Source organism: Micromonospora sp. NPDC049275 (assembly GCF_043197115.1).
Classification (GTDB): Bacteria; Actinomycetota; Actinomycetes; order Mycobacteriales; family Micromonosporaceae; genus Micromonospora.
In genome coordinates this window covers 18,817-37,428 of the sequence record NZ_JBICSN010000018.1, presented here as the reverse complement: position 1 = coordinate 37,428, position 18,612 = coordinate 18,817, and the positions used below count along the sequence as shown (strand labels likewise).

The following is an 18,612-nucleotide window of genomic DNA, read 5'->3' as shown; positions in this document are numbered from 1 at the left end:
CGAGCAGGTAAGCATGCCGACGGTCGCCGAACAGGGATGCGGGGTCGCCCGTCGGCCCCACCGCCCGCACAGCCCGACCGACCGCTTGGTCCCCCGGCAGCAGGGTAGTCCGGCCCACACCTGCCGGCCGGACACGACGCTGTGCGACGAGTCGAGCCGATCGAGGCGTATCCCGAACTGGACAAGGTCCGCGCTAAGCAGCCTCAACGAGCAGCGATCCATCGATCGCCAACACGGCGCGCCGATCCGAGAGAACGGCGTAGCCGCGTCGTGCGGCCTCGTAGACCACCTGGGCAAGTCCGATGTCCCCGCTGGCTGCTGGCAGGAGAGCCGCTACCGCGTCACTGTCAGCGGCGGCGAGTTTCGCAAGCCACGTGTTCGGCTCCTGACACAGCTTCACGAGACGGTCGTGCTGCTCGGGTACCGCCTGCGCGGCCACAGCGAGACTCGTGTCGCAGATCAGCACCGTCTGCCCGCGCCGACGGCACGATGCGACCAGGGCGCTGACGAACATGTCCGACCTCGCGAACGCGACCAGAGCGCCAACATCGAGCACCCAACCGCCCAGAGCGTCGAGACCCATGTCGGGCGCAGCATCGTCGCGCCAACTGCATCCAAACCCGCCGTCGACGCGCTTCGTCATCCCGTCACCTCCACCGGTGGCAGCCCGTTTGCTACCGCACCGGCGTCAGGTTTCAGACGAGGCGTTTCCCGACCGCTGCCAAGCGGCGTCACGCCGGCACCCGGCCTGTTGGCTGCTGTTTCCGAGGCACGCGCCCCCAGTAGTTCGACGACGGCCGTAACGGTCTGATGCCTGCGCAGCCCGTAGGCGGCGCCAACGGTCAGCGCCATTCGGAATCGTCGGCAGATCCACGAAACAAGACGACTAAAGGCCAGGGACAGAACGGCCCGACCAGCGAGGAAGCACGGCCGACCTTGGAATGCAACTCGTGTTACCGGCGCTCCCGGGAACGCCGCTACCAGGAACGGGTAGCGGCCCAAGCAACACCGAGACCGGATGGTCGTGTCGAGGCATGCCAGACGGTGCCTCTCCAGCCAGACGCCCCCTGGCGTCCGCCCCTCGACCAAAGGACCAGGGTGATGACAACTAGCAGTTTCAACCAGGACGAGCTACTGCAGCTTCCTGCGATGATCGACCTGGCGACCGCCGCCCGCGCTCTCGGAGTTGGCCGCACAAAGGCTTACGACCTGGCAAAGAGCAACGCCTTCCCCTGCCCGGTACTTCGGATTGGAACCTCGTACCGCGTGCGCACGGCAGATTTGCTCCGGCTCGTCGGCGTCGACCGACAGCTCACGACTGTCCGTGATGATCGTCCGGAACAGACAGAGCGGCGCTACGCCGATCGCTGAGGTCCATCCTCGTCTGGCGCAGTGGCAGCCCATGCCGGCCGGTACCGGCCGGTGAGCACATCGTCGACGAGCAAGGCGACGATCCCGGGCGGGGTCAGGTCGGGCCGCAGCACACCCAACTTCTCCATTTCCGACGGCGTCAGCCTGATCTTGACCTGCTGATCCCGCTTCTCCCGCGCCGGCAACGGCGGCAGGTTGTCAGCGACAGGGCGCTGTCGCGGCATACCTCAACTCCTCGGCAAGCAGATCGAACGGCCGCATGACGAGTCGAGGGTCCCACATCTCACATCGCCTATCGCCATCCGCCATGAGTCGGACGCCGGGGCCCGAATTTGGTACCACTTTTCGGTACCATTTGAAGACGCATCCTCCCCGTCGCAGACCCCGACGAAAACCCCCTCCACGAAAGGCGCAGCAGCATGAGCACCTCGGACCCGATCAAGAAGATCACGCTTCGAAGCGGCAAGACCCGTTACCGGTTCGTCCTGGACGTCGGACGCAAGCCGGACGGGCGTCGGGACCAGCGGACGTACACCTTCGAAACCAGGAAGGAGGCCAAGGCGGAGTACGCCCGGATCAAGCACGAGACCGACCGCGGCACATACGTCAAACCCGGCAAGATCACCGTCAACGACTTCCTCGACGAGTGGTTGGCATCCGCCACCCGCGATGTCGAGAAGGCCACCGCCGCCAACTACCGCGATGCGCTGCTGCCGGTCCGCGCCCGCCTTGGCAACAAGCCACTCCAGGACGTCACCGAGGCCGACATCGAGGCTCTGATCGACTGGATGCTGACGGAGGGCCGGAAACGTGGTGGCAAGCCGGGAACGGGTCTCGGTGTCCGGTCAGTGCGCCTGACGCTCGGCCGCCTTCGAACCGCGCTGAACGTGGCGGTTCGCCGCCAGCTCGTGGTGCGCAACGTCGCGGCGTTCGTGGCAATCCCCCGGGCTGCCGCGAAGGCCGCAGCCGAGGCACAGGCTGAGCGGAAGCCCTGGACCCAGGAAGAGGTGAAGGCGTTCCTGACCGGCATCACGGGCGAACGCTTGTACGCCGCTTGCCTACTGTCGCTGATGGGCCTCCGACCGGCCGAGGTGTGCGGGCTGCGGTGGTCCGATGTCGACTTCGAGGCCGGCACGATCGCGGCCGGGGACAACACCCGGACGCTCGTCGACGGTGAGATCGAGGAGAAGGAGGCGAAGTCGGCGGCTGGCAAACGCGGCCTGCCGATGCCCGCGACGGTAACGAAGGCGCTCAAGGCGTTCCACACCCTGCAGAAGAAGGAACGCCTGAAGGCTGGCAACGCCTACGTCGAGAGCGGCTACGTCCTGGTCAACGAACTCGGCCAGCCGCAGCGCACCGACTGGCTCCGCCGCCGGGTGTATGAGCTGATGGCCAAGGTCGGGATCCGCAAGGTTCGGCCGTACGACGCGCGGCACGCCTGCCTGACCTACCTCGCCGGCGCCGGAGTGCCCGATGTCGTGCTGGCGGCCTGGGCCGGCCACGCGGACGGCGGCACCCTCGCCAAGCGGGTCTACGTTCACCCCGACAACAGCCACCTCAAGGTGGCGGCCGAGCACCTCGAATCAGGCCTGTTCGGGTGACTTGAGCACCCGAAATTCAGCAGTACGGGCGTACGTGAGAAATTGTGAGACGAAACGGCAAAAGGCCCCGACTCACCGAAGTGAATCAAGGCCTCTGACCTGCCGAAACTCTGTCGGGACGGCCGGATTCGAACCGACGACCCCTTGACCCCCAGTCAAGTGCGCTACCAAGCTGCGCCACGTCCCGCCCCCGCGCGGTTTCCCCCGCGGCAGCCGGTACAGCTTAGCGCAGCGTCTGCCGGCCGTCCGCACAGGCCCCACCCGGGTCGTGCGAGCCGCGAACCACCACACACCCCCTACAGCGTCCTAGGAGGGTGGGGTGAAGAAATGCCGGATGGACCGCGACGGCCCATCCGGCATTTCGACGAGCAGAACAGGTCAGCCGTGCGCCTTGCCACGGCCGCCGGGGCCGAGCTTCTTGCGGGGACGTACGGAGATCTCGATGGGGCTGCCCTCGTACCCGAACTCCTCGCGGAGCTTGCGCTCGACGAAGCGCTGGTAGCCGGCGTCCAGCGGACCGGTGGTGAAGAGCACGAACCGCGGCGGCGCCACACCGGCCTGCGTGGCGAACAGGATGCGCGGCGCGCGACCACCGCGCACCGGGTGCGGGGTGGCCTGCACCAGCGCGGTCAGCCACTGGTTGAGGTGCGCGGTCGGCACCCGGGTCTCCCAGCTGGCGAGGGCCTTGTTCAGGGCCGGGGCCAGCTTGTCCACCGCGCGGCCGGTCATCGCCGACAGGTTCAGCCGGATCGCCCAGGGGATGCGGCGCAGCTCCCGGTCGATCTCCTTGTCCAGGTAGTACCGGCGGTCGGCGTCGACCAGGTCCCACTTGTTGAACGCGATGACGAGCGCCCGGCCCGCCTCGGTCACCATCGTCAGGATCCGCTGGTCCTGTTCGCTGATCGGCTCGCTGGCGTCCAGCAGGACCACGGCCACCTCGGCGGCCTCGATCGCGCCGGCGGTACGCAGGCTGGCGTAGTACTCGGTGCCGCTGGCCTTGCCGACCCGCTTGCGCAGGCCGGCCGTGTCGACAAGCTGCCAGGTCTGGCCGCCGATCTCGACGAGGCTGTCCACCGGGTCCACAGTGGTGCCGGCGACCGAGTCGACGACTGCCCGCTCCTCGCCGGAGAACCGGTTGAGGAGGCTGGACTTGCCCACGTTCGGCCGACCGACGAGCGCCACCCGGCGCGGACCACGCGGCCTGTTCTCCACGATCGCCGGGGCCTCCGGCAGCGCGGCGAGGATGGCGTCCAGCAGGTCACCGGAGCCACGACCGTGCAGCGCGGACAACGGGAACGGCTCGCCGAGGCCGAGCGACCACAGCGAGGTGGCCTCCATCTCGATGGCGGTGTTGTCGGCCTTGTTCGCCACCAGGATCACCGGCTTGGCGCTGCGCCGCAGCATCTTCACCGCGGCCTCGTCCACGTCGGTGGAGCCCACCATCGCGTCGACCACGAAGAGGACCACGTCGGCGGTGACCACCGCCGTCTCGGCCTGCGCCGCGATGGCCGCCGCCCGGTCCTTCGCGTCCGGCTCCCAACCGCCGGTGTCCACGACAGTGAACGACCGGCCGTTCCACTGCGCGTCGTACGGCACCCGGTCGCGGGTCACACCGGGGACGTCCTCGACGACCGCCTGCCGGCGGCCGATGATCCGGTTGACAAGTGTGGACTTGCCCACGTTGGGGCGGCCCACCACGGCCACCACCGGCTGCGGGCCGGTCGGCTCCTCAAGAATGACGTCGGGCTCGCGCAGCTCGACCCATCCCGCCCCCTCGCTCATGCCACTCCCCGCTCGGTGAGCAGCTCACGCAGCCGGGCGACGACCTCGTCGATGCCCAGCTCGGTGGTGTCCAGCACGACGGCGTCCGGCGCCTGGGCCAGCGGGTTGACCTTGCGGGTCGAGTCGAGCCGGTCCCGGCGGGCCAGGTCGGCGGCGGTGGCCGCCACGTCGGCGGCGTCCTCGGCGCTGCGCCGGGCGGCACGGGCCGCCTCGGAGGCGGTGAGGAAGACCTTCAGGTCGGCGTCCGGCGCCACGACCGAACCGATGTCGCGGCCCTCGACCACCATCCGACCGGCGTTGGCGATCATCTCGCGCTGCCGGGCGACCAGCAGCTCACGAACGGCCGGCACGGCGGCGACGGCGGAGACCGCCCCGGTCACCTCCGGGCCCCGGATGTCCGCGTCCACGCCCACGCCGTCGACGCTCACGGCGTACCCCTGGGGGTGGGTGCCGATGTGCAGCTTGACCTCGCCAGCGACCTTGGCCACCGACGCGGTGTCGGTGAGGTCCACGCCGGAGCGCAGCACGGCCCACGTGATCGCCCGGTACATCGCCCCGGTGTCGAGGTAGCGCGCACCGATGCCGGCGGCGAGCCGCCTCGACACGGTCGACTTACCCGAACCGGACGGCCCGTCCACAGCGACCACACATCGCCCGGCCCGTACGTTTTCCTCCACCGTGTCCTCCTCAGCCCGTACCTCACGGATCGCCCGGTGCTCTGGCGCCGCAAGCGGTTTGTCAATCGTCGTCAATCATGCCCGGGGTCCGTGGCGGACCCACGCGCGACGCCGCCCGAGGCGACCCACGCCACCTCCGGCGGCCGCGTAACCGGCCGTCGCGAGCCTACCGGCAGCCGTACCCCGAACTCGGGGGTCAGTCACCCACCGCGTGGAACAGGGCGGCGACCTCCGCGTTGGTCAGCCGCCGGATCCGCCCGGTGCGCAGTTCACCCAGCCGGATCGGCCCGATCGCGGTACGCACCAGCCGGGTTACCGGGTGCCCGACCTCCTCCATCAGCCGTCGGACGATGTGCTTGCGCCCCTCGTGCAGGCTCAGCTCCACCTGGGCGGATTTACCGAGCGTGTCCACCACCCTGAACGAGTCGACCTTGACCGGCCCGTCCTCCAGCTCGACGCCGGCCAGCAGCCGCTTGCTCAGGTTGCGCGGGATCGGCCCGACCACCTCGGCGAGGTAGGTCTTGAGCACCTCGTACGAGGGGTGCATGAGCTTGTGCGCGAGGGTGCCGTCGTTGGTGAGCAGCAGCAGGCCCTCGCTGTCCGCGTCGAGCCGCCCGACGTGGTAGACCCGCTGCTCCACCCGGTTGCCGATGAACTCGGCCAGCTCGTTGCGGCCCTTGTCGTCAGCCATGGAGGTGACCACGCCGCGCGGCTTGTTCATCGCCACGTAGACCAGGCGGATGTCGACCTGAAGGCGCTCCCCGTCCACGTGGATCACCGAGGTGGCCGGGTCGACCTTGTCGCCGAGCTTGGCGACACGCCCGTCCACCGTCACACGGCGCCGGAAGATCAGGTCCTCGCAGGCACGCCGGGAACCCACGCCGGCGGCGGCGAGCACCTTCTGCAGGCGCTCCGCCCCCTCGTAGACGGGGGCGTCGGACTTCGGGGAACGGTTATCGGGTCGCATCAGCAAGCTCTTCTACGTCGTCGGGCAGGAAGGGTGCGAGGGGTGGCAGCTCGTCGACGGTGTTCAGCCCGAGCTTCTCCAGGAACAGCGTGGTCGTCCGGTAGAGAAACGCCCCGCTGTCCGGTTCGGCGCCGCACTCCTCGACGAGGCCGCGAGTGACAAGCGTACGGATGACGCCGTCGCAGTTGACACCCCGGATGGCCGAGATCCGCGACCGGGTCACCGGCTGCTTGTACGCGACCACGGCCAGAGTCTCCAACGCCGCCTGGGTCAGCCGCACGGACTGCCCGTCCAGGACGAACCGCTCGACGTACGTAGCGTATTCCGGCCGGGTGTACAACCGCCAACCGCCCGCGGCACGGCGCAGCTCGAACCCGTGCCCGGCGGCCGTGTAGCCGGCGGCGATCTCGTCGAGCATCGGCCCGATCCGCTCGGCCGGCTGCTCCAGCACCTGGGCCAGGACCAGCTCACTGACGGGCTCGTCGACGACGAGCAGGATCGCCTCCAGCGCGCCGCGCAGCTCGGCGTCGGGCAGCTCCGGCGCGGGCTCCGGCACAACCGTCACCCGCCGCCGCCCCACACCCTCCCGCCGAGGTACGCCCCCAGCCCGCGACTCCCCAGCCCCAGCCCCAGCCCCAGCCCCAGCCCCAGCAGGCGGGATCACCTCACCGACCGCGTCAACCTCACCGGGCTCAAGCGATTCGACCGACTCCTCAGAGATCTTGGACGATTCCGGCCCCTGGAGGGGCAGTTCGCTACCAAGATCTCTGGGAGCCAACGGTGGGACGGCGACGGCCTCGTCGACCTCGGCGACCACGGCGGCCTCGGCGGCCTCGTCGGCCTCGTCGACCACGGCGGCCTCGTCGGCCTCGGGAGTCGTGGCGGTGGGGGCTGGCGGGCGGGGGCGGTTCCATGGGGGGACCCAGGCGGCAGCCTGGTCGGCCAGGGAGTCCCCGCGTTCCTCGTCACTCATCCCGCTCACCCTCCGTCGTTCCCGTCCCGCCCGGCCCTCGGGCCTCCCCCGCCGACTCCGGCCCGTCCGACTCCGACTCCGAGCCGTCCGACTCCGACCCCGGAACCAGCACCTGCTCGGGGTCGGCGGGGGTGCCGGCGTACTCGTCGACGTGCAGGTCGGTCTCGCCGTCGACCGGGCCGGTCCAGCGCACGGTCAGCTCCTCCAGGGCCTGCTCCTGCACGAAGGCCACCAGACCCTCCCGGTACAGCTCCAGCAGCGCCAGGAACCGCGCCACCACCTCCAGGGTGGCCTCGCAGTCCGCGCACAGCAGGGAGAACGTCGCCGTGCCGGCCCGGCGCAGCCGGGTGGCGAGGATCGCCGCGTGTTCGCGGACGCTGACCCGGACCATGTGCACGTGGGCGATGGACACCTCCGGCACGGGCTTCGGCGTCATCGCCCGCACGGCCAGCTTCAGCAGCCGCTGCGGGCCGATGCCGAGCACGAGGTCGGGCAGCGCCTCGGCGTAGCGGGGTTCCAGGCTGACCGCCCGGGGATACCGCCGGCCCCCGACCGCCTCCAGCTCGGCGATGTGCGCCGCCGCCTCCTTGTACGCCTTGTACTGCAGCAGCCGGGCGAAGAGCAGGTCCCGGGCCTCCAGCAGGGCCAGGTCCGCCTCGTCCTCCACCTCGGCGGAGGGCAGCAGCCGGGCCGCCTTCAGGTCGAGCAGGGTCGCGGCGATGAGCAGGAACTCGCTGGCCTCGTCGAGGTCCCAGCTGTCGCCCATGGCCCGGATGTAGGCGATGAACTCGTCGGTGACCGTGTGCAGGGCCACCTCGGTGACGTCGAGCTTGTGCTTGCCGATCAGTTGCAGCAGCAGGTCGAACGGGCCGGTGAAGTTGGCCAGCCGCACCGTGAAGCCGGACGTCTCGGCGGCGGGCGCGGCGTCGGTGAGCGCCGCGTCGGTCGTCAGCACGCCGTCGACCTCCGCGGCCACCTCGGCGGCCACCGTCGGGGCGGCGACCTCGTGCGGGCCGGCCGGCGGGTCGAGGGGTGGCGCGGTCACCGGACGACCGTAGTCCACGAGGCGGGCACCTGGCGTTCCGGCTACCGCTCCGACTGGGCGGCGATCACCTCGCGGGCCAGCTGACGGTAGTTGCGCGCCCCGGAGGACGCCGGGTCCATCGTCGTGATCGGCGCACCGGCCACGGTGGACTCGGGGAACTTCACCGTCTTGGTGATGACCGTCTGGTAGACCTTGTCGCCGAACGCCTCGACCACCCGCTGGAGGACCTGGCGGCAGTGCGTGGTGCGGCTGTCGTACATGGTGGCGAGGATGCCCTCGAGTTCCAGGTCGAAGTTGAGCCGCTCACGGACCTTGTCGATGGTGTCCAGCAGCAGCGCCACGCCGCGCAGGCTGAAGAACTCGCATTCGAGCGGGATGAGCACACCGTGCGCGACGGTCAGCGCGTTGATCGCCAGCAGGCCCAGTGAGGGCTGGCAGTCGATGAGGATGTAGTCGTACTCCTTGCGGACCGAGCGCAGCACCCGGGCCAGGGCCATCTCCCGGGCGACCTCGTTGACGAGCTGGATCTCGGCGGCGGAGAGGTCGATGTTTGCCGGCAGCAGGTGCAGACCCGCGACGTCGGTCTTGATGAGGACGTCCTCGGCCATCACGTCGTCCTGCATGAGCAGGTTGTAGACGGACAGGTCGAGGTTGTGCGGGTTGACCCCCAGGCCCACCGAGAGCGCGCCCTGCGGGTCGAAGTCGACGAGCAGCACCTTGCGGCCGTACTCGGCGAGGGCCGCGCCCAGGTTGATGGTGGTGGTGGTCTTGCCGACGCCACCCTTCTGGTTGGCCATCGCGATGATGCGCGCCGGGCCGTGCCGATCGGTGGGCATCGGCTCGGGAATCGGCTTGCGCATGGTGTAGGCCGCCGGATCCGCCGGACCCAGGTCCGCGCCGAGCGTGGCCTGCTGCTCGCGGAGCTCCGACGTCCAGGTCTCGGCACGGTCACCGTTGCCAGCCATGTCCTCGTTGCCCCCTCCCGACGACCCACCCGGCGTCGGAGCCGTCCGACGTCCTTCGCGGCGCCGCTGCGCACCCCGGTCGTGTCGCCCCAGGAGGTCCGCGCCGATGCCGACTGTACGCCACCGACCAGCAGGGCGTTCGGCACCGGCCCGGCGTGTCGGAGCCGACCGCCGCCGGGGTTCAGCCGAGGGCGCGCGGGTGGGCGGTGGCGTACACCTCGCGCAGCCGCTCCACGGTGACGAGGGTGTAGACCTGGGTGGTGGTCACCGAGGCGTGGCCGAGCAGTTCCTGCACGACCCGCACGTCGGCGCCGCCGTCGAGCAGGTGGGTGGCGTACGAGTGGCGCAGGGTGTGCGGGGAGACCGCCGCGGCGCCCTCGACCGGCAGGCCGGCCCGCCCGGCGGCGCGGCGCAGGATGGCCCAGGCGCCCTGCCGGGACAGCGCTCCGCCGCGCGCGTTGAGGAACACCGCGGGGGTGCCCCTGCCGCCGGCGGCCAGCCCGGGGCGGGCCCGGACCAGGTAGGCGCGGACGGCGTCGACGGCGTACCCGCCGATCGGCACCAGCCGCATCCGACCGCCCTTGCCGCGCAGCAGGACGGTGCCCTCGTCGGTGTCGAGGTCGTCGATCGCGGCGCCGATCGCCTCGGAGATCCGCGCGCCGGTGCCGTACAGGAACTCCAGCAGCGCCCGGTCGCGCAGCGCGAGCGGCGCGTCGTCGCCGGTCGCGGTGATCGGGCCGGCGGTCTCCAGGAGCCGGACCACGTCGTCGACTCCCAGCGCGCGGGGCAGCCGGCGCGGCGGGGCGGGCGGGCGGACGTCGCGGCTGGGGTCGGCGCCGGCCAGCCCCTCGCGCAGCGCGAAGCGGTGCAGGCCGCGGACCGCGCTGGCCGCGCGGGCGGCGGACGACACGGCGAGGGGCGGATGGTCGTCGTCGCCGGCGCGCAGTCGGGCCAGGTGCGACTCGACGACGCCGGCGCCGACCGACGCGAGGTCGGCGACGCCGGCGTCGGCCAGGGTCGTGAGATAACGATCCAGATCCCGGCGGTACGAGGCGAGGGTGTTCGCGGACAGGCCGCGCTCGACTGTCAGGTGGTCGAGGTAGCCGCGGACGGCACGGCGCAGGGCCGGCGCGGGCTCCGCGCCCACGCCGGCCTGCTGCGCGACCCCACTCAGACCGCCACCCCGCTTCAGGCCAGGACGTCGGCCAGCGGGAGCACGCTCATGCCGTGCGCCTCGGCGACCGGGCCGTAGGTGACCTGGCCGTCGTGGGTGTTCAGGCCCAGGGCGAGGGCCGGGTCGCGGCGCAGCGCCTCGCGCCAGCCGTGGTTGGCCAACTCCAGGGCGTACGGCAGGGTGACGTTTGTCAGCGCGTAGGTGCTGGTGTTCGGCACCGCGCCGGGCATGTTCGCCACGCAGTAGAAGATCGACTCGTGCACCTTGTAGACCGGGTCGGCGTGCGTGGTGGGGCGCGAGTCCTCGAAGCAGCCGCCCTGGTCGATGGCGATGTCGACGAGCACGCTGCCCGGCTTCATCCGGGAGACCAGCTCGTTGGAGATGAGCGTCGGAGCCTTCGCGCCGGGCACCAGCACCGCGCCGATGACCAGGTCGGCGTCGAGCACGGCCCGCTCGACCTCGTACGCGTTCGAGGCGATGGTCTGCAGGTGCCCCCGGTAGATGGCGTCGGCCTGGCGCAGCCGGGCGACGTTCTTGTCCAGCAGCAGCACCTCGGACTGCAGGCCCAGCGCGATGGCGGCGGCGTTCATGCCGGAGACGCCGGCGCCGATGACCACTGTCTTCGCCGCGTACACGCCGGAGACGCCGCCGGGCAGCACGCCGCGCCCACCGCCGGTACGCATCATGTAGAAGGCGCCGACCTGCGGGGCGAGCCGGCCGGCCACCTCGGACATCGGGGCGAGCAGCGGCAACGACCGGTCGGGCAGCTCGACGGTCTCGTACGCGATGCCTGTCACCTTGCGGTCGACAAGGGCGTCCGTGCACTCCTTCGAGGCGGCCAGGTGCAGGTAGGTGAAGAGCACCTGCCCCTCGCGCATCCGGTGGTACTCCTCGGCGATCGGCTCCTTGACCTTGAGCACCAGCTCGGCGGTGTCCCACACCTCGTCGGCGGTGGCCAGGATCGTGGCGCCCGCCGCGGCGAACTCCTCGTCGGTGATGCTGGAGCCGACGCCGGCGCCGGACTCGACGAAGACCTGGTGGCCGCTGCGGGTGAACTCGTTGACGCCCGCCGGCGTGATCGCCACGCGGTACTCGTGGTTCTTGACCTCGCGTGGGATTCCGACCTTCACGATGCAGACACCTCTCTTCGGGGCTGAGTTCCCCCGACTGCGCGGTGCCACGACGGCCCCGTTGCCGCCACGGTCCACCGGTTCCCCCGACTGCTCGGCGCCACGACGGCCCGATTGCCGCCGCGGTCCACCGGTCCCGCCGGCGGCAGTCTAGGCGCGCCCGACCCCGCCGGGAGCCAGCACAGTGGCATCCGGTGCCCGGGTGACCTGACGGAGTGTCAGGGCGCCGAACGGGCCGGCGGTGCCATGTCACCTCAGCCGTCAGGACAGTGTTCGCCCATTATCGTCCCATCTGCCGTGTGGCGGTACGGACAGCGGGCGAGTGGATCACTAGTGTGTCCGCCCATGACCACTCCTCCTTACCAGCAGCCCGGGTACGCCCCGGGTTACTCCGACAAGAGCAAGGTCGTCGCGGGCATCCTCGGCATCCTGCTCGGCACCTTCGGGGCCGGTCGGTTCTACACCGGACACACCAAGATCGCCGTTCTCCAACTCGTCGTGAGCATCGTGACCTGCGGTGTCGGCGCGCTCTGGGGCGTCATCGACGGCATCCTGATCCTGGTCAACGGCGGCACGGACGCGCAGGGCCGGACGCTGCGCGACTGATAGACCAGACACGGCGAAGGGGCCCCGCGGTTGACCGCGGGGCCCCTTTCGTCCGTACACCCTGCCGATGCTGGACCGGTGGCGGCGCTCAGCGCGGCAGCGGCGCGTCCGCCCGGCGCAGAGACGTGAAACCGGTGTCCCGGGCACGGGCGGCGGCGAGCAGACCGGCCACCGCGGACGCGTTGGTGATCTCACCGGCCAGGACCATGTCGACCGCCTCGTCCAGGGCCATCCGGACGATCTGCAGGTCGGCCTCCTCGTCGCGGCGCTCGTGGCGCTCCGCCGCCGGCACGTCGGCCAGGTCCCGGGCCAGGTAGACCCGGACCAGCTCGTTTGTGAAACCCGGCGAGCTGTGCAGGTCGACAAGCGCGTCGATCCGCCCGGCCGTGAGGTCGGCCTCCTCGGCCAACTCCCGCAACGCGGCCGCTGGCAACTCCTCACCGGAGACATCCATCAGCCCGGCCGGCAGCTCCCACAGGTGCCGGCCGACCGGGTGCCGGTACTGCCGGATCAGCACCACCTGGCCGGCGTCGTCGAGGGCCACCACGGCCACCGCCCCGACGTGCCGGACGAGGTCACGCTGCGCGGTCCCACCGCCCGGCATGGTCACCTCCTCGGTGACCACGTCGAAGATCCGACCCCGGTAGCGCTCCTCGCGGGAGCGCACCTCGTAGCGGTGCTCGACCGCGCTCACGCCGTCGCCTCGCCGCGCTCGACGACGGCGCCTGGCGCCCCGCTGTTGAGCCTGCTGGTTCGCTCGCTCCGCTCGCTCACGACGCGGACGTCGCCTTCGTGGCGGCGCCGTTGCGGGCGGCCTTGCGCGTCGACGGGGCCTCCGACGCGGCCTCCAGGTCGACTGGCAACTGGTCGGCCTGCGAGTACGTCACGGCGGCCTTGACGAACGACGCGAACAGCGGGTGCGGGCGGGTGGGGCGGCTCTTCAGCTCCGGGTGCGCCTGGGTGGCCACGAAGAACGGGTGCAGATCCCGGTCCAGTTCGATGAACTCGACCAGCCGGCCGTCCGGGGAGGTGCCGGAGATGTGCAGGCCCGCCTTGGTCAGCGCGTCCCGGTAGGCGTTGTTGACCTCGTAGCGGTGCCGGTGCCGCTCGCTGATGTCGGTGCTGCCGTACGCCTCGGCGACGATCGAGCCCTCGGTCAACGTCGCCGGGTACGCCCCGAGCCGCATGGTGCCGCCCAGGTCGCCCTTGCCGGCGACGATGTCCTCCTGGTCGGCCATCGTGGCGATGACCGGGTGCGCGGCCTGCTCGTCGAACTCCAGCGAGTTGGCGCCGTCCAGGCCGGCCAGGTGCCGGGCCACCTCGATCGTCATGCACTGCAGACCGAGGCAGAGGCCGAGCAGGGGGATGCCGTTCTCCCGGGCGTACCGGGCCGTGCCGATCTTGCCCTCGATGCCCCGGACCCCGAACCCGCCCGGGATGAGGATGCCGTCCACGCCGGCCAGGGCCGCCGCGGCGCCGGCCGGGGTGACGCACTCGTCGCTGGGCACCCAGCGCAGCTGCACTCGCGCCCGGTGACCGAAACCGGCCGCCCGGATCGCCTCGCTCACCGACAGGTACGCGTCCGGCAGGTCGACGTACTTGCCGACCACGGCGACGGTGACCGTGTGCCGGGGCCGGTGCACCCGCTCCAGCAGGTCGTCCCAGCTGGCCCAGTCCACGTCCCGGAAGGAGAGGTTGAGCCGGCGCACCACGTACGCGTCGAGCCCCTCGCGGTGCAGCACCTTCGGGATGTCGTAGATGCTCGGGGCGTCCGGGGCTGCGACGACCGCCTCGGTGTCCACGTCGCAGTACAGCGACAGCTTCTCCTTGAGCTTCACCGGGATCTCCCGGTCGCAGCGCAGCACGATGGCGTCCGGCTGGATGCCGATGTTGCGCAGCTGCGCCACGGAGTGCTGGGTCGGCTTGGTCTTCAGCTCGCCCGACGGCGCCAGGTACGGCACCAGCGACACGTGCAGGTAGAAGCAGTTGTCCCGGCCCAGGTCGTGGCGGACCTGGCGGATCGCCTCCAGGAACGGCAGCGACTCGATGTCGCCGACGGTGCCACCGACCTCGGTGATCACCACGTCGGGCAGGACGCCGTCGTCGTCCGGGTCGGCCATCGCGAGGATCCGCGACTTGATCTCGTTGGTGATGTGCGGGATGACCTGGACGGTATCGCCCAGGTACTCCCCCCGGCGCTCCTTGGCGATCACGTCGGAGTAGATCTGGCCGGTGGTGACGTTCGCCTTGCCGGACAGCGCCCGGTCCAGGAAACGCTCGTAGTGCCCGACGTCGAGGTCGGTCTCGGCGCCGTCCTCGGTGACGAAGACCTCGCCGTGCTGGAACGGGTTCATCGTCCCGGGGTCGACGTTGAGGTAGGGGTCGAGCTTCTGCATCACCACGCGCAGCCCGCGCGCGGTCAACAGGTTGCCGAGGCTGGAGGCGGTGAGGCCCTTACCCAGCGAGGAGGCGACGCCCCCGGTGACGAAAATGTGCCTGGTCGTCCGTGCTGATGGGGCCAAGGCCTGCTCCCGTGTCGTCTGTCGCGGTCATGCAGACCGCCGTGCTCGATCAGCAAAGTGATCACGCGATCCACGGGATTCCACGGTAACACCTCCCTGGCGGGTACTCGCAGGCCGCACCCCGGGCGGGACAGCGCCTGGCCACCGGGTCCACGCCCGGCGGTCAGGAGGCGGCAACCTCGGTCGATGGTCGAGTGACCGGCGCAGCCGGTGTGTCCGTCGGGCGGCGCTGCGCCGGCGCGGGAGGCGTACCGGCCGCCGCGCCCGCCGCCGGGCGCTCCGGAGGCGGCTGCGCGGGCCCGTCGGCCACCGGAGGGGCCGCGGGCGCGTCGTCGGGGGCCGGGGGAAGCACTACCGCTCGGGGAGGCGCGGTGGGTGGACCGCCGATCGGCCGGGGATGGCCCGCGCCCAGCGGCCCACCGCCACCGGTCGGGCCGTCACCCCCGCCGGTCGGACCGTCGCCCCCGGAACCCGAGTCGTCGTCGGCCTCGTTCTCCCGGACACGGCCCGTGCCCGGCCGGGTCCGGTCGGCGGCGTGCCCGAGGACCCGCAGCGAGGCCAACGTGGCCATCGGCACCACCAGGGCGGCAGCCGCGCCCGCCACGTCCAGTGCCGCGCCGTCGAGCACGCCACCGAGCACCGCCGCGACCGCCGTGCCGCCCAGCGCGGCCCGTACCGCCGGGTAGATGCCGAACAGCCGCATCAGCCCGCCCCACGACTGCAGCAGGACGAACCACACCAGCAGCCCACCGGCCAGCGCCAGCACGGTCAACGGGCTGTTCACCAACGTCTCGAAGTTCGCCGTGCTGGACCGGTGCACGGTGAACCCGCCGGTGCCGTCGCCCACCGCGGACAGGAACCGGCCCAGGCTCCCCCGCTCGGCCGCCGGCCGGCGCAGGTCCACCACTGCGAAGCCGATGCCGACGGCCAGGGCGGCCATGGTCGCCCAGGCAAGTCGGGTGATGGTCAGCCAGCCGCCGGCGCTGATGGCAGCCGCCACGCTCAGCCCGGCCGTCAACGCGATCGCGCCGACCGGGTCCGCGCCCAGGTACGGGCTGCCGACCACCACCACTGCCAGGCCACCCACGGCGACCATCACGGCGGGCCGCCAGCGGCGGTGCACCCGCTGGGCGAACCACCCGCCGGTCACCAGCGCGCCGGCGATGAACACCCCCAACCCGACAGTGCTCAGCCCGGCGTACCGGCCACCCTGCAACGCCGAGTAGCCGATGACGCTGTTGAGCTGGAGGCTCGACCCGGTGAGCACGTCCAGCCCGACGGCCAGGGTCGTGAGGCCTGCCACCGCGCCGAACGGGCCGAGGGTGCTCGCGTACCCGGGGGCGAACCGGACCGCCGCGGTGCCCCCCGCGACCAGCAGCACCGTGACACCGGCGAAGATCCACCCGGGGTGCTCGCCCCGCCACCAGGGAACGGCGTCGGCGAGCAGCGCGGCCGGGACCGTCAACGCGGCCGCCACCAGCAGCAACTCCGCCACCGCCACGACGCGGGCGGAGACCGGGGACGGGCCGGTCGGGCCTGCGTGCGGTCGGGCTCGGCGCAGCAACGGCAGTACCGCCAGGGCCAGCAGCACCTGCAGCCCGGCGAGCAGGGCGAAGAACCGGCCGGAGACGGCCCGCTGGGCGGCCGCCTCCCGGTCGGCATTCGCCGGCGCGTTCGTCGCCTCCATCAGGTCGGCCGGGCGGCCGCCGGTGCTGACCGCCGGCCGGCCGAGGAACAGCCGGTCGGGCATCGGCCGGCCCAGCGCGGCCAGCGCCGTCGGCGCGAGGTCGACAAGTTGCAGGTAACCGTCGCGGCCGGTGCTGGCCGAGGTGAGCCAACCCCGCTCCCAGCCCGGCCCGTCGGCGACCGCCACGTGCAGCCGCGACGGCTGCTCGGTGTCGGAGATCCCGGCGACCAGCACCAGCGACCGCTGCGGCCGGGCGGTCAGCACCCGGGCCAACTGGGCGTCGGCCGCCCGCGCCTGCACGGCACGTTCCGCCGGGTCGGTCCCCTCGACCGTGCCGAGGTCGACGATGCTCAGCACGCACGAGCCGAGCAGCTGGCGCGGATCGGCGGGCAGACCCGCGGCGTACCTGTCGACCCGGCCGAACGGGCGGGCGGCGGCCACGGCGGCGCCCGGACCCACGGCGACCGAGCAGCGCACCGACTCCGACAGCGACCCGGGCATGGTGCCCCAGGGCAGCCGCTGCTGGTTGTACTGGACCACGCTCTCCTGGTCGGGCAGGTTCGCGCCGATCCCGTCCGGTTGCTCCACGGCCACGCCGGCCGGCGGGCAGCCACCGGCGGGCCGGGTGGCGTTCCAGGCGGCGAAGCTGCCCGCGCCGAGGGTCAGCCACCCGTCCACCGGGCAGGTGGGCCGGTGCGCGGACCGCACCGACAGGGAGCCGATCGAGCCGTCCTGAGCCATCCGCCACAACGTCGGGGTGCTCTGCTGGTCGACGTCCTCCCAGCGCAGCCCGGCGATCCCGACCAGCACCACGAAGTCGGCGGTGCGCTGCGGGGTGCCCTGGGGTGGCCGGGCGGCCAGCGCGGTGACGCCCAACACCACCACGAGCACTGTCAACAGGGCGGGAGCGAGTCGACGCAGCATCACCGGTGTCCCGTCATCGGCGCGTCGGAGCCGGGAGCCGCCGGACCGATCGGTCGGGCGGCCAGCTCGGCGTAGAGGGCCGCCAGCACTGCCACCGTGTCCGTCTCGGTGGGCCACGTCGCCGCCCGCTCGGCGCCGCGCCGACCCAGCTCGGCCCGGGCCGCCGGGTCGTCCAGCAGCGCGCGCACCACCGCGTCGACCGCGTCCACGTCGCCGGCGGGGATCAGCGCGGCGGCGTCGCCGACAAGCTCCGGCAGGCCACCCACCGCGGTCGCCACCAGCGGTACGCCGGCCCGCATCGCCTCCTGGGCGAACAGCTGCCGGGCCTCCCAGTCGCTGGTGACCACCGCCAGGTCGGCGCCGGCGAGCAGGTCGGCCACGTCGGTGCGGTGCCCCAGCAGGGTCACCGGCGCGCGGGCCGCGGAGGTCCGCGCGGCCAGCGGCAGGTACGCCGGGCCACTCCCGGCGATCACCACGACCGGCGGTGGGGTACGCGTACGCCAGCGGGCCGCCGCGTCGATCAGCACGTCGTAGCGCTTCTGTGGGTGCAGCCGCCCCACCGAGACGATCAGTGGCTGCTCCGGTCGTACGCCGAACTCGGCGCGGACGGCGTCGCGGCGTCGGCGCGGCGCGGGCAGCGTCGGGGCGGCGACCGGGGCGAGTCGGGCGTCGACGGCGCCCAGCGCGGCGGCCCGCTCGACCAGGTCGGTGGACGCGCCGAGAGCCACCCGGGCGCCCCGGGCGACCACCCGCTCGACGAGTCGCGAGACGCCGCCGCGCAGGCCGCCCGCGAGGACCGCGTTGTGCCAGGTCACGACCACCGGGGCGGGCGGACGGGCCAGCACGGCGACGAGACCGGCGCGCAGACCGTGCGCGTGCACCACGTCGACAGGCGCGGCGGCGAGCGCCCGCCGCAGGGCGAGCACCGCCCGCGCGTCGGCCGGGGTCGGGCTGGCCGGGATCTCCACCGGCTGGAAACGCGCGCCGACACCCGTGAAGTCGAACTGCTCCTGCGTGGACGCCGGCCCGCAGACCAGCACCGTGGCACCGGACGCGACCAGCCCGCGCGCCACCGAGCGGACATGCTGGCCGACCCCGCCGGTGCTGGACGCCAGCAGCAGCGCCACGGAACCTCGCCAACCGCTGGTTTCCGTCATTCCGGCCACCGCCGGTTCCCGTTGACAACGC

At 72.1% G+C, this 18,612-nt stretch carries 17 protein-coding genes and 1 tRNA gene; 3 read left to right on the top strand and 15 right to left on the bottom strand.

The genetic code is table 11. The features are described from left to right. Positions 1 to 193 precede the first annotated feature (193 nt). The gene (locus ACGFIE_RS30945) at positions 194 to 643 is read right to left on the bottom strand and encodes a hypothetical protein (protein WP_393301348.1); all 450 of its coding nucleotides are present in this window, start codon (positions 641 to 643) and stop codon (positions 194 to 196) included. A gap of 458 nt (positions 644 to 1,101) precedes the next feature. Here ACGFIE_RS30945 and ACGFIE_RS30940 point away from each other — a divergent pair, with 458 nt between their 5' ends. Further along, positions 1,102 to 1,371: a helix-turn-helix transcriptional regulator gene (locus tag ACGFIE_RS30940; protein WP_393301345.1), complete on the top strand. Its 270-nt coding sequence runs from the start codon at positions 1,102 to 1,104 to the stop codon at positions 1,369 to 1,371. Here ACGFIE_RS30940 and ACGFIE_RS30935 read toward each other — a convergent pair. Further along, the gene (locus ACGFIE_RS30935) at positions 1,356 to 1,595 is read right to left on the bottom strand and encodes a hypothetical protein (RefSeq protein ID WP_357371136.1); all 240 of its coding nucleotides are present in this window, start codon (positions 1,593 to 1,595) and stop codon (positions 1,356 to 1,358) included. The genes ACGFIE_RS30940 and ACGFIE_RS30935 overlap by 16 nt on opposite strands. A 195-nt stretch (positions 1,596 to 1,790) precedes the next feature. On the opposite strand from ACGFIE_RS30935, the gene ACGFIE_RS30930 reads away from it, so the two are divergent. After that, positions 1,791 to 2,972, top strand: a complete 1,182-nt coding sequence (locus tag ACGFIE_RS30930) for a tyrosine-type recombinase/integrase (RefSeq protein WP_393301342.1) — start codon at positions 1,791 to 1,793, stop codon at positions 2,970 to 2,972. 113 nt (positions 2,973 to 3,085) lie between these two features. Here the strand turns inward: ACGFIE_RS30930 and ACGFIE_RS30925 are convergent. The 9 genes from ACGFIE_RS30925 to ald form a co-directional block, all read right to left on the bottom strand. Beyond that, positions 3,086 to 3,159: transfer RNA gene (locus ACGFIE_RS30925), tRNA-Pro, on the bottom strand. A gap of 191 nt (positions 3,160 to 3,350) precedes the next feature. Next, positions 3,351 to 4,754: a ribosome biogenesis GTPase Der gene (der, locus tag ACGFIE_RS30920; protein WP_363689099.1), complete on the bottom strand. Its 1,404-nt coding sequence runs from the start codon at positions 4,752 to 4,754 to the stop codon at positions 3,351 to 3,353. Continuing rightward, positions 4,751 to 5,431: a (d)CMP kinase gene (gene cmk, locus ACGFIE_RS30915; protein WP_393301338.1), complete on the bottom strand. Its 681-nt coding sequence runs from the start codon at positions 5,429 to 5,431 to the stop codon at positions 4,751 to 4,753. Before cmk ends, der begins: the two co-directional genes overlap by 4 nt. Positions 5,432 to 5,627: 196 nt before the next feature. Further along, positions 5,628 to 6,398: a pseudouridine synthase gene (locus ACGFIE_RS30910; protein ID WP_393301336.1), complete on the bottom strand. Its 771-nt coding sequence runs from the start codon at positions 6,396 to 6,398 to the stop codon at positions 5,628 to 5,630. Further along, complete coding sequence (scpB, locus tag ACGFIE_RS30905) at positions 6,385 to 7,371, bottom strand: SMC-Scp complex subunit ScpB (RefSeq protein ID WP_393301333.1); 987 nt, start codon at positions 7,369 to 7,371, stop codon at positions 6,385 to 6,387. The genes ACGFIE_RS30910 and scpB overlap by 14 nt, the downstream gene beginning before the upstream one ends. Next, complete coding sequence (locus ACGFIE_RS30900) at positions 7,364 to 8,416, bottom strand: segregation and condensation protein A (RefSeq protein WP_393301330.1); 1,053 nt, start codon at positions 8,414 to 8,416, stop codon at positions 7,364 to 7,366. The genes scpB and ACGFIE_RS30900 overlap by 8 nt, the downstream gene beginning before the upstream one ends. 41 nt (positions 8,417 to 8,457) lie before the next feature. Then, entirely contained in the window at positions 8,458 to 9,381 is a 924-nt protein-coding gene (locus ACGFIE_RS30895; RefSeq protein WP_007458526.1) for a ParA family protein, read from the bottom strand. A 181-nt stretch (positions 9,382 to 9,562) separates the two neighbouring features. Beyond that, positions 9,563 to 10,555 carry a site-specific tyrosine recombinase XerD gene (locus ACGFIE_RS30890; RefSeq protein ID WP_393301440.1) on the bottom strand — a complete coding sequence of 331 codons (993 nt, stop codon included), beginning with the start codon at positions 10,553 to 10,555 and terminating at the stop codon, positions 9,563 to 9,565. A gap of 14 nt (positions 10,556 to 10,569) precedes the next feature. Beyond that, positions 10,570 to 11,685 carry an alanine dehydrogenase gene (gene ald / locus ACGFIE_RS30885; protein ID WP_363689089.1) on the bottom strand — a complete coding sequence of 372 codons (1,116 nt, stop codon included), beginning with the start codon at positions 11,683 to 11,685 and terminating at the stop codon, positions 10,570 to 10,572. Positions 11,686 to 11,931: 246 nt separating this feature from the next. Between ald and ACGFIE_RS30880 the strand changes: the two genes are divergently transcribed. Continuing rightward, positions 11,932 to 12,291, top strand: coding sequence for a TM2 domain-containing protein (locus ACGFIE_RS30880; RefSeq protein WP_393301327.1), 360 nt, complete (start codon positions 11,932 to 11,934; stop codon positions 12,289 to 12,291). 88 nt (positions 12,292 to 12,379) lie between these two features. Here the strand turns inward: ACGFIE_RS30880 and ACGFIE_RS30875 are convergent, their stop codons facing one another. The 4 genes from ACGFIE_RS30875 to ACGFIE_RS30860 all read right to left on the bottom strand — a co-directional run bounded on the left by ACGFIE_RS30875 (position 12,380) and on the right by ACGFIE_RS30860 (position 18,581). Further along, entirely contained in the window at positions 12,380 to 12,985 is a 606-nt protein-coding gene (locus ACGFIE_RS30875) for an NUDIX domain-containing protein (RefSeq protein ID WP_393301324.1), read from the bottom strand. 76 nt (positions 12,986 to 13,061) lie between these two features. After that, complete coding sequence (locus ACGFIE_RS30870) at positions 13,062 to 14,813, bottom strand: CTP synthase (RefSeq protein WP_363689085.1); 1,752 nt, start codon at positions 14,811 to 14,813, stop codon at positions 13,062 to 13,064. Positions 14,814 to 14,976: 163 nt separating this feature from the next. After that, positions 14,977 to 17,424 (bottom strand): hypothetical protein, encoded by a 2,448-nt coding sequence (locus ACGFIE_RS30865; protein WP_393301321.1) that lies wholly within the window; start codon positions 17,422 to 17,424, stop codon positions 14,977 to 14,979. Continuing rightward, entirely contained in the window at positions 17,424 to 18,581 is a 1,158-nt protein-coding gene (locus ACGFIE_RS30860; RefSeq protein ID WP_393301318.1) for a glycosyltransferase family 4 protein, read from the bottom strand. Before ACGFIE_RS30860 ends, ACGFIE_RS30865 begins: the two co-directional genes overlap by 1 nt. Between the last annotated feature and the right edge of the window lie 31 nt (positions 18,582 to 18,612).

Bases quoted from the DNA above. Each gene is read 5' to 3' on its own strand.
- ACGFIE_RS30945 (WP_393301348.1), bottom strand. From the start codon at position 643: ATGACGAAGCGCGTCGACGGCGGGTTTGGATGCAGTTGGCGCGACGAT.
- ACGFIE_RS30940 (WP_393301345.1), top strand. From the start codon at position 1,102: ATGACAACTAGCAGTTTCAACCAGGACGAGCTACTGCAGCTTCCTGCG.
- ACGFIE_RS30935 (WP_357371136.1), bottom strand. From the start codon at position 1,595: ATGCCGCGACAGCGCCCTGTCGCTGACAACCTGCCGCCGTTGCCGGCG.
- ACGFIE_RS30930 (WP_393301342.1), top strand. From the start codon at position 1,791: ATGAGCACCTCGGACCCGATCAAGAAGATCACGCTTCGAAGCGGCAAG.
- der (WP_363689099.1), bottom strand. From the start codon at position 4,754: ATGAGCGAGGGGGCGGGATGGGTCGAGCTGCGCGAGCCCGACGTCATT.
- ACGFIE_RS30910 (WP_393301336.1), bottom strand. From the start codon at position 6,398: ATGCGACCCGATAACCGTTCCCCGAAGTCCGACGCCCCCGTCTACGAG.
- scpB (WP_393301333.1), bottom strand. From the start codon at position 7,371: ATGAGTGACGAGGAACGCGGGGACTCCCTGGCCGACCAGGCTGCCGCC.
- ACGFIE_RS30895 (WP_007458526.1), bottom strand. From the start codon at position 9,381: ATGGCTGGCAACGGTGACCGTGCCGAGACCTGGACGTCGGAGCTCCGC.
- ACGFIE_RS30880 (WP_393301327.1), top strand. From the start codon at position 11,932: ATGTCACCTCAGCCGTCAGGACAGTGTTCGCCCATTATCGTCCCATCT.
- ACGFIE_RS30865 (WP_393301321.1), bottom strand. From the start codon at position 17,424: ATGCTGCGTCGACTCGCTCCCGCCCTGTTGACAGTGCTCGTGGTGGTG.
- ACGFIE_RS30860 (WP_393301318.1), bottom strand. From the start codon at position 18,581: ATGACGGAAACCAGCGGTTGGCGAGGTTCCGTGGCGCTGCTGCTGGCG.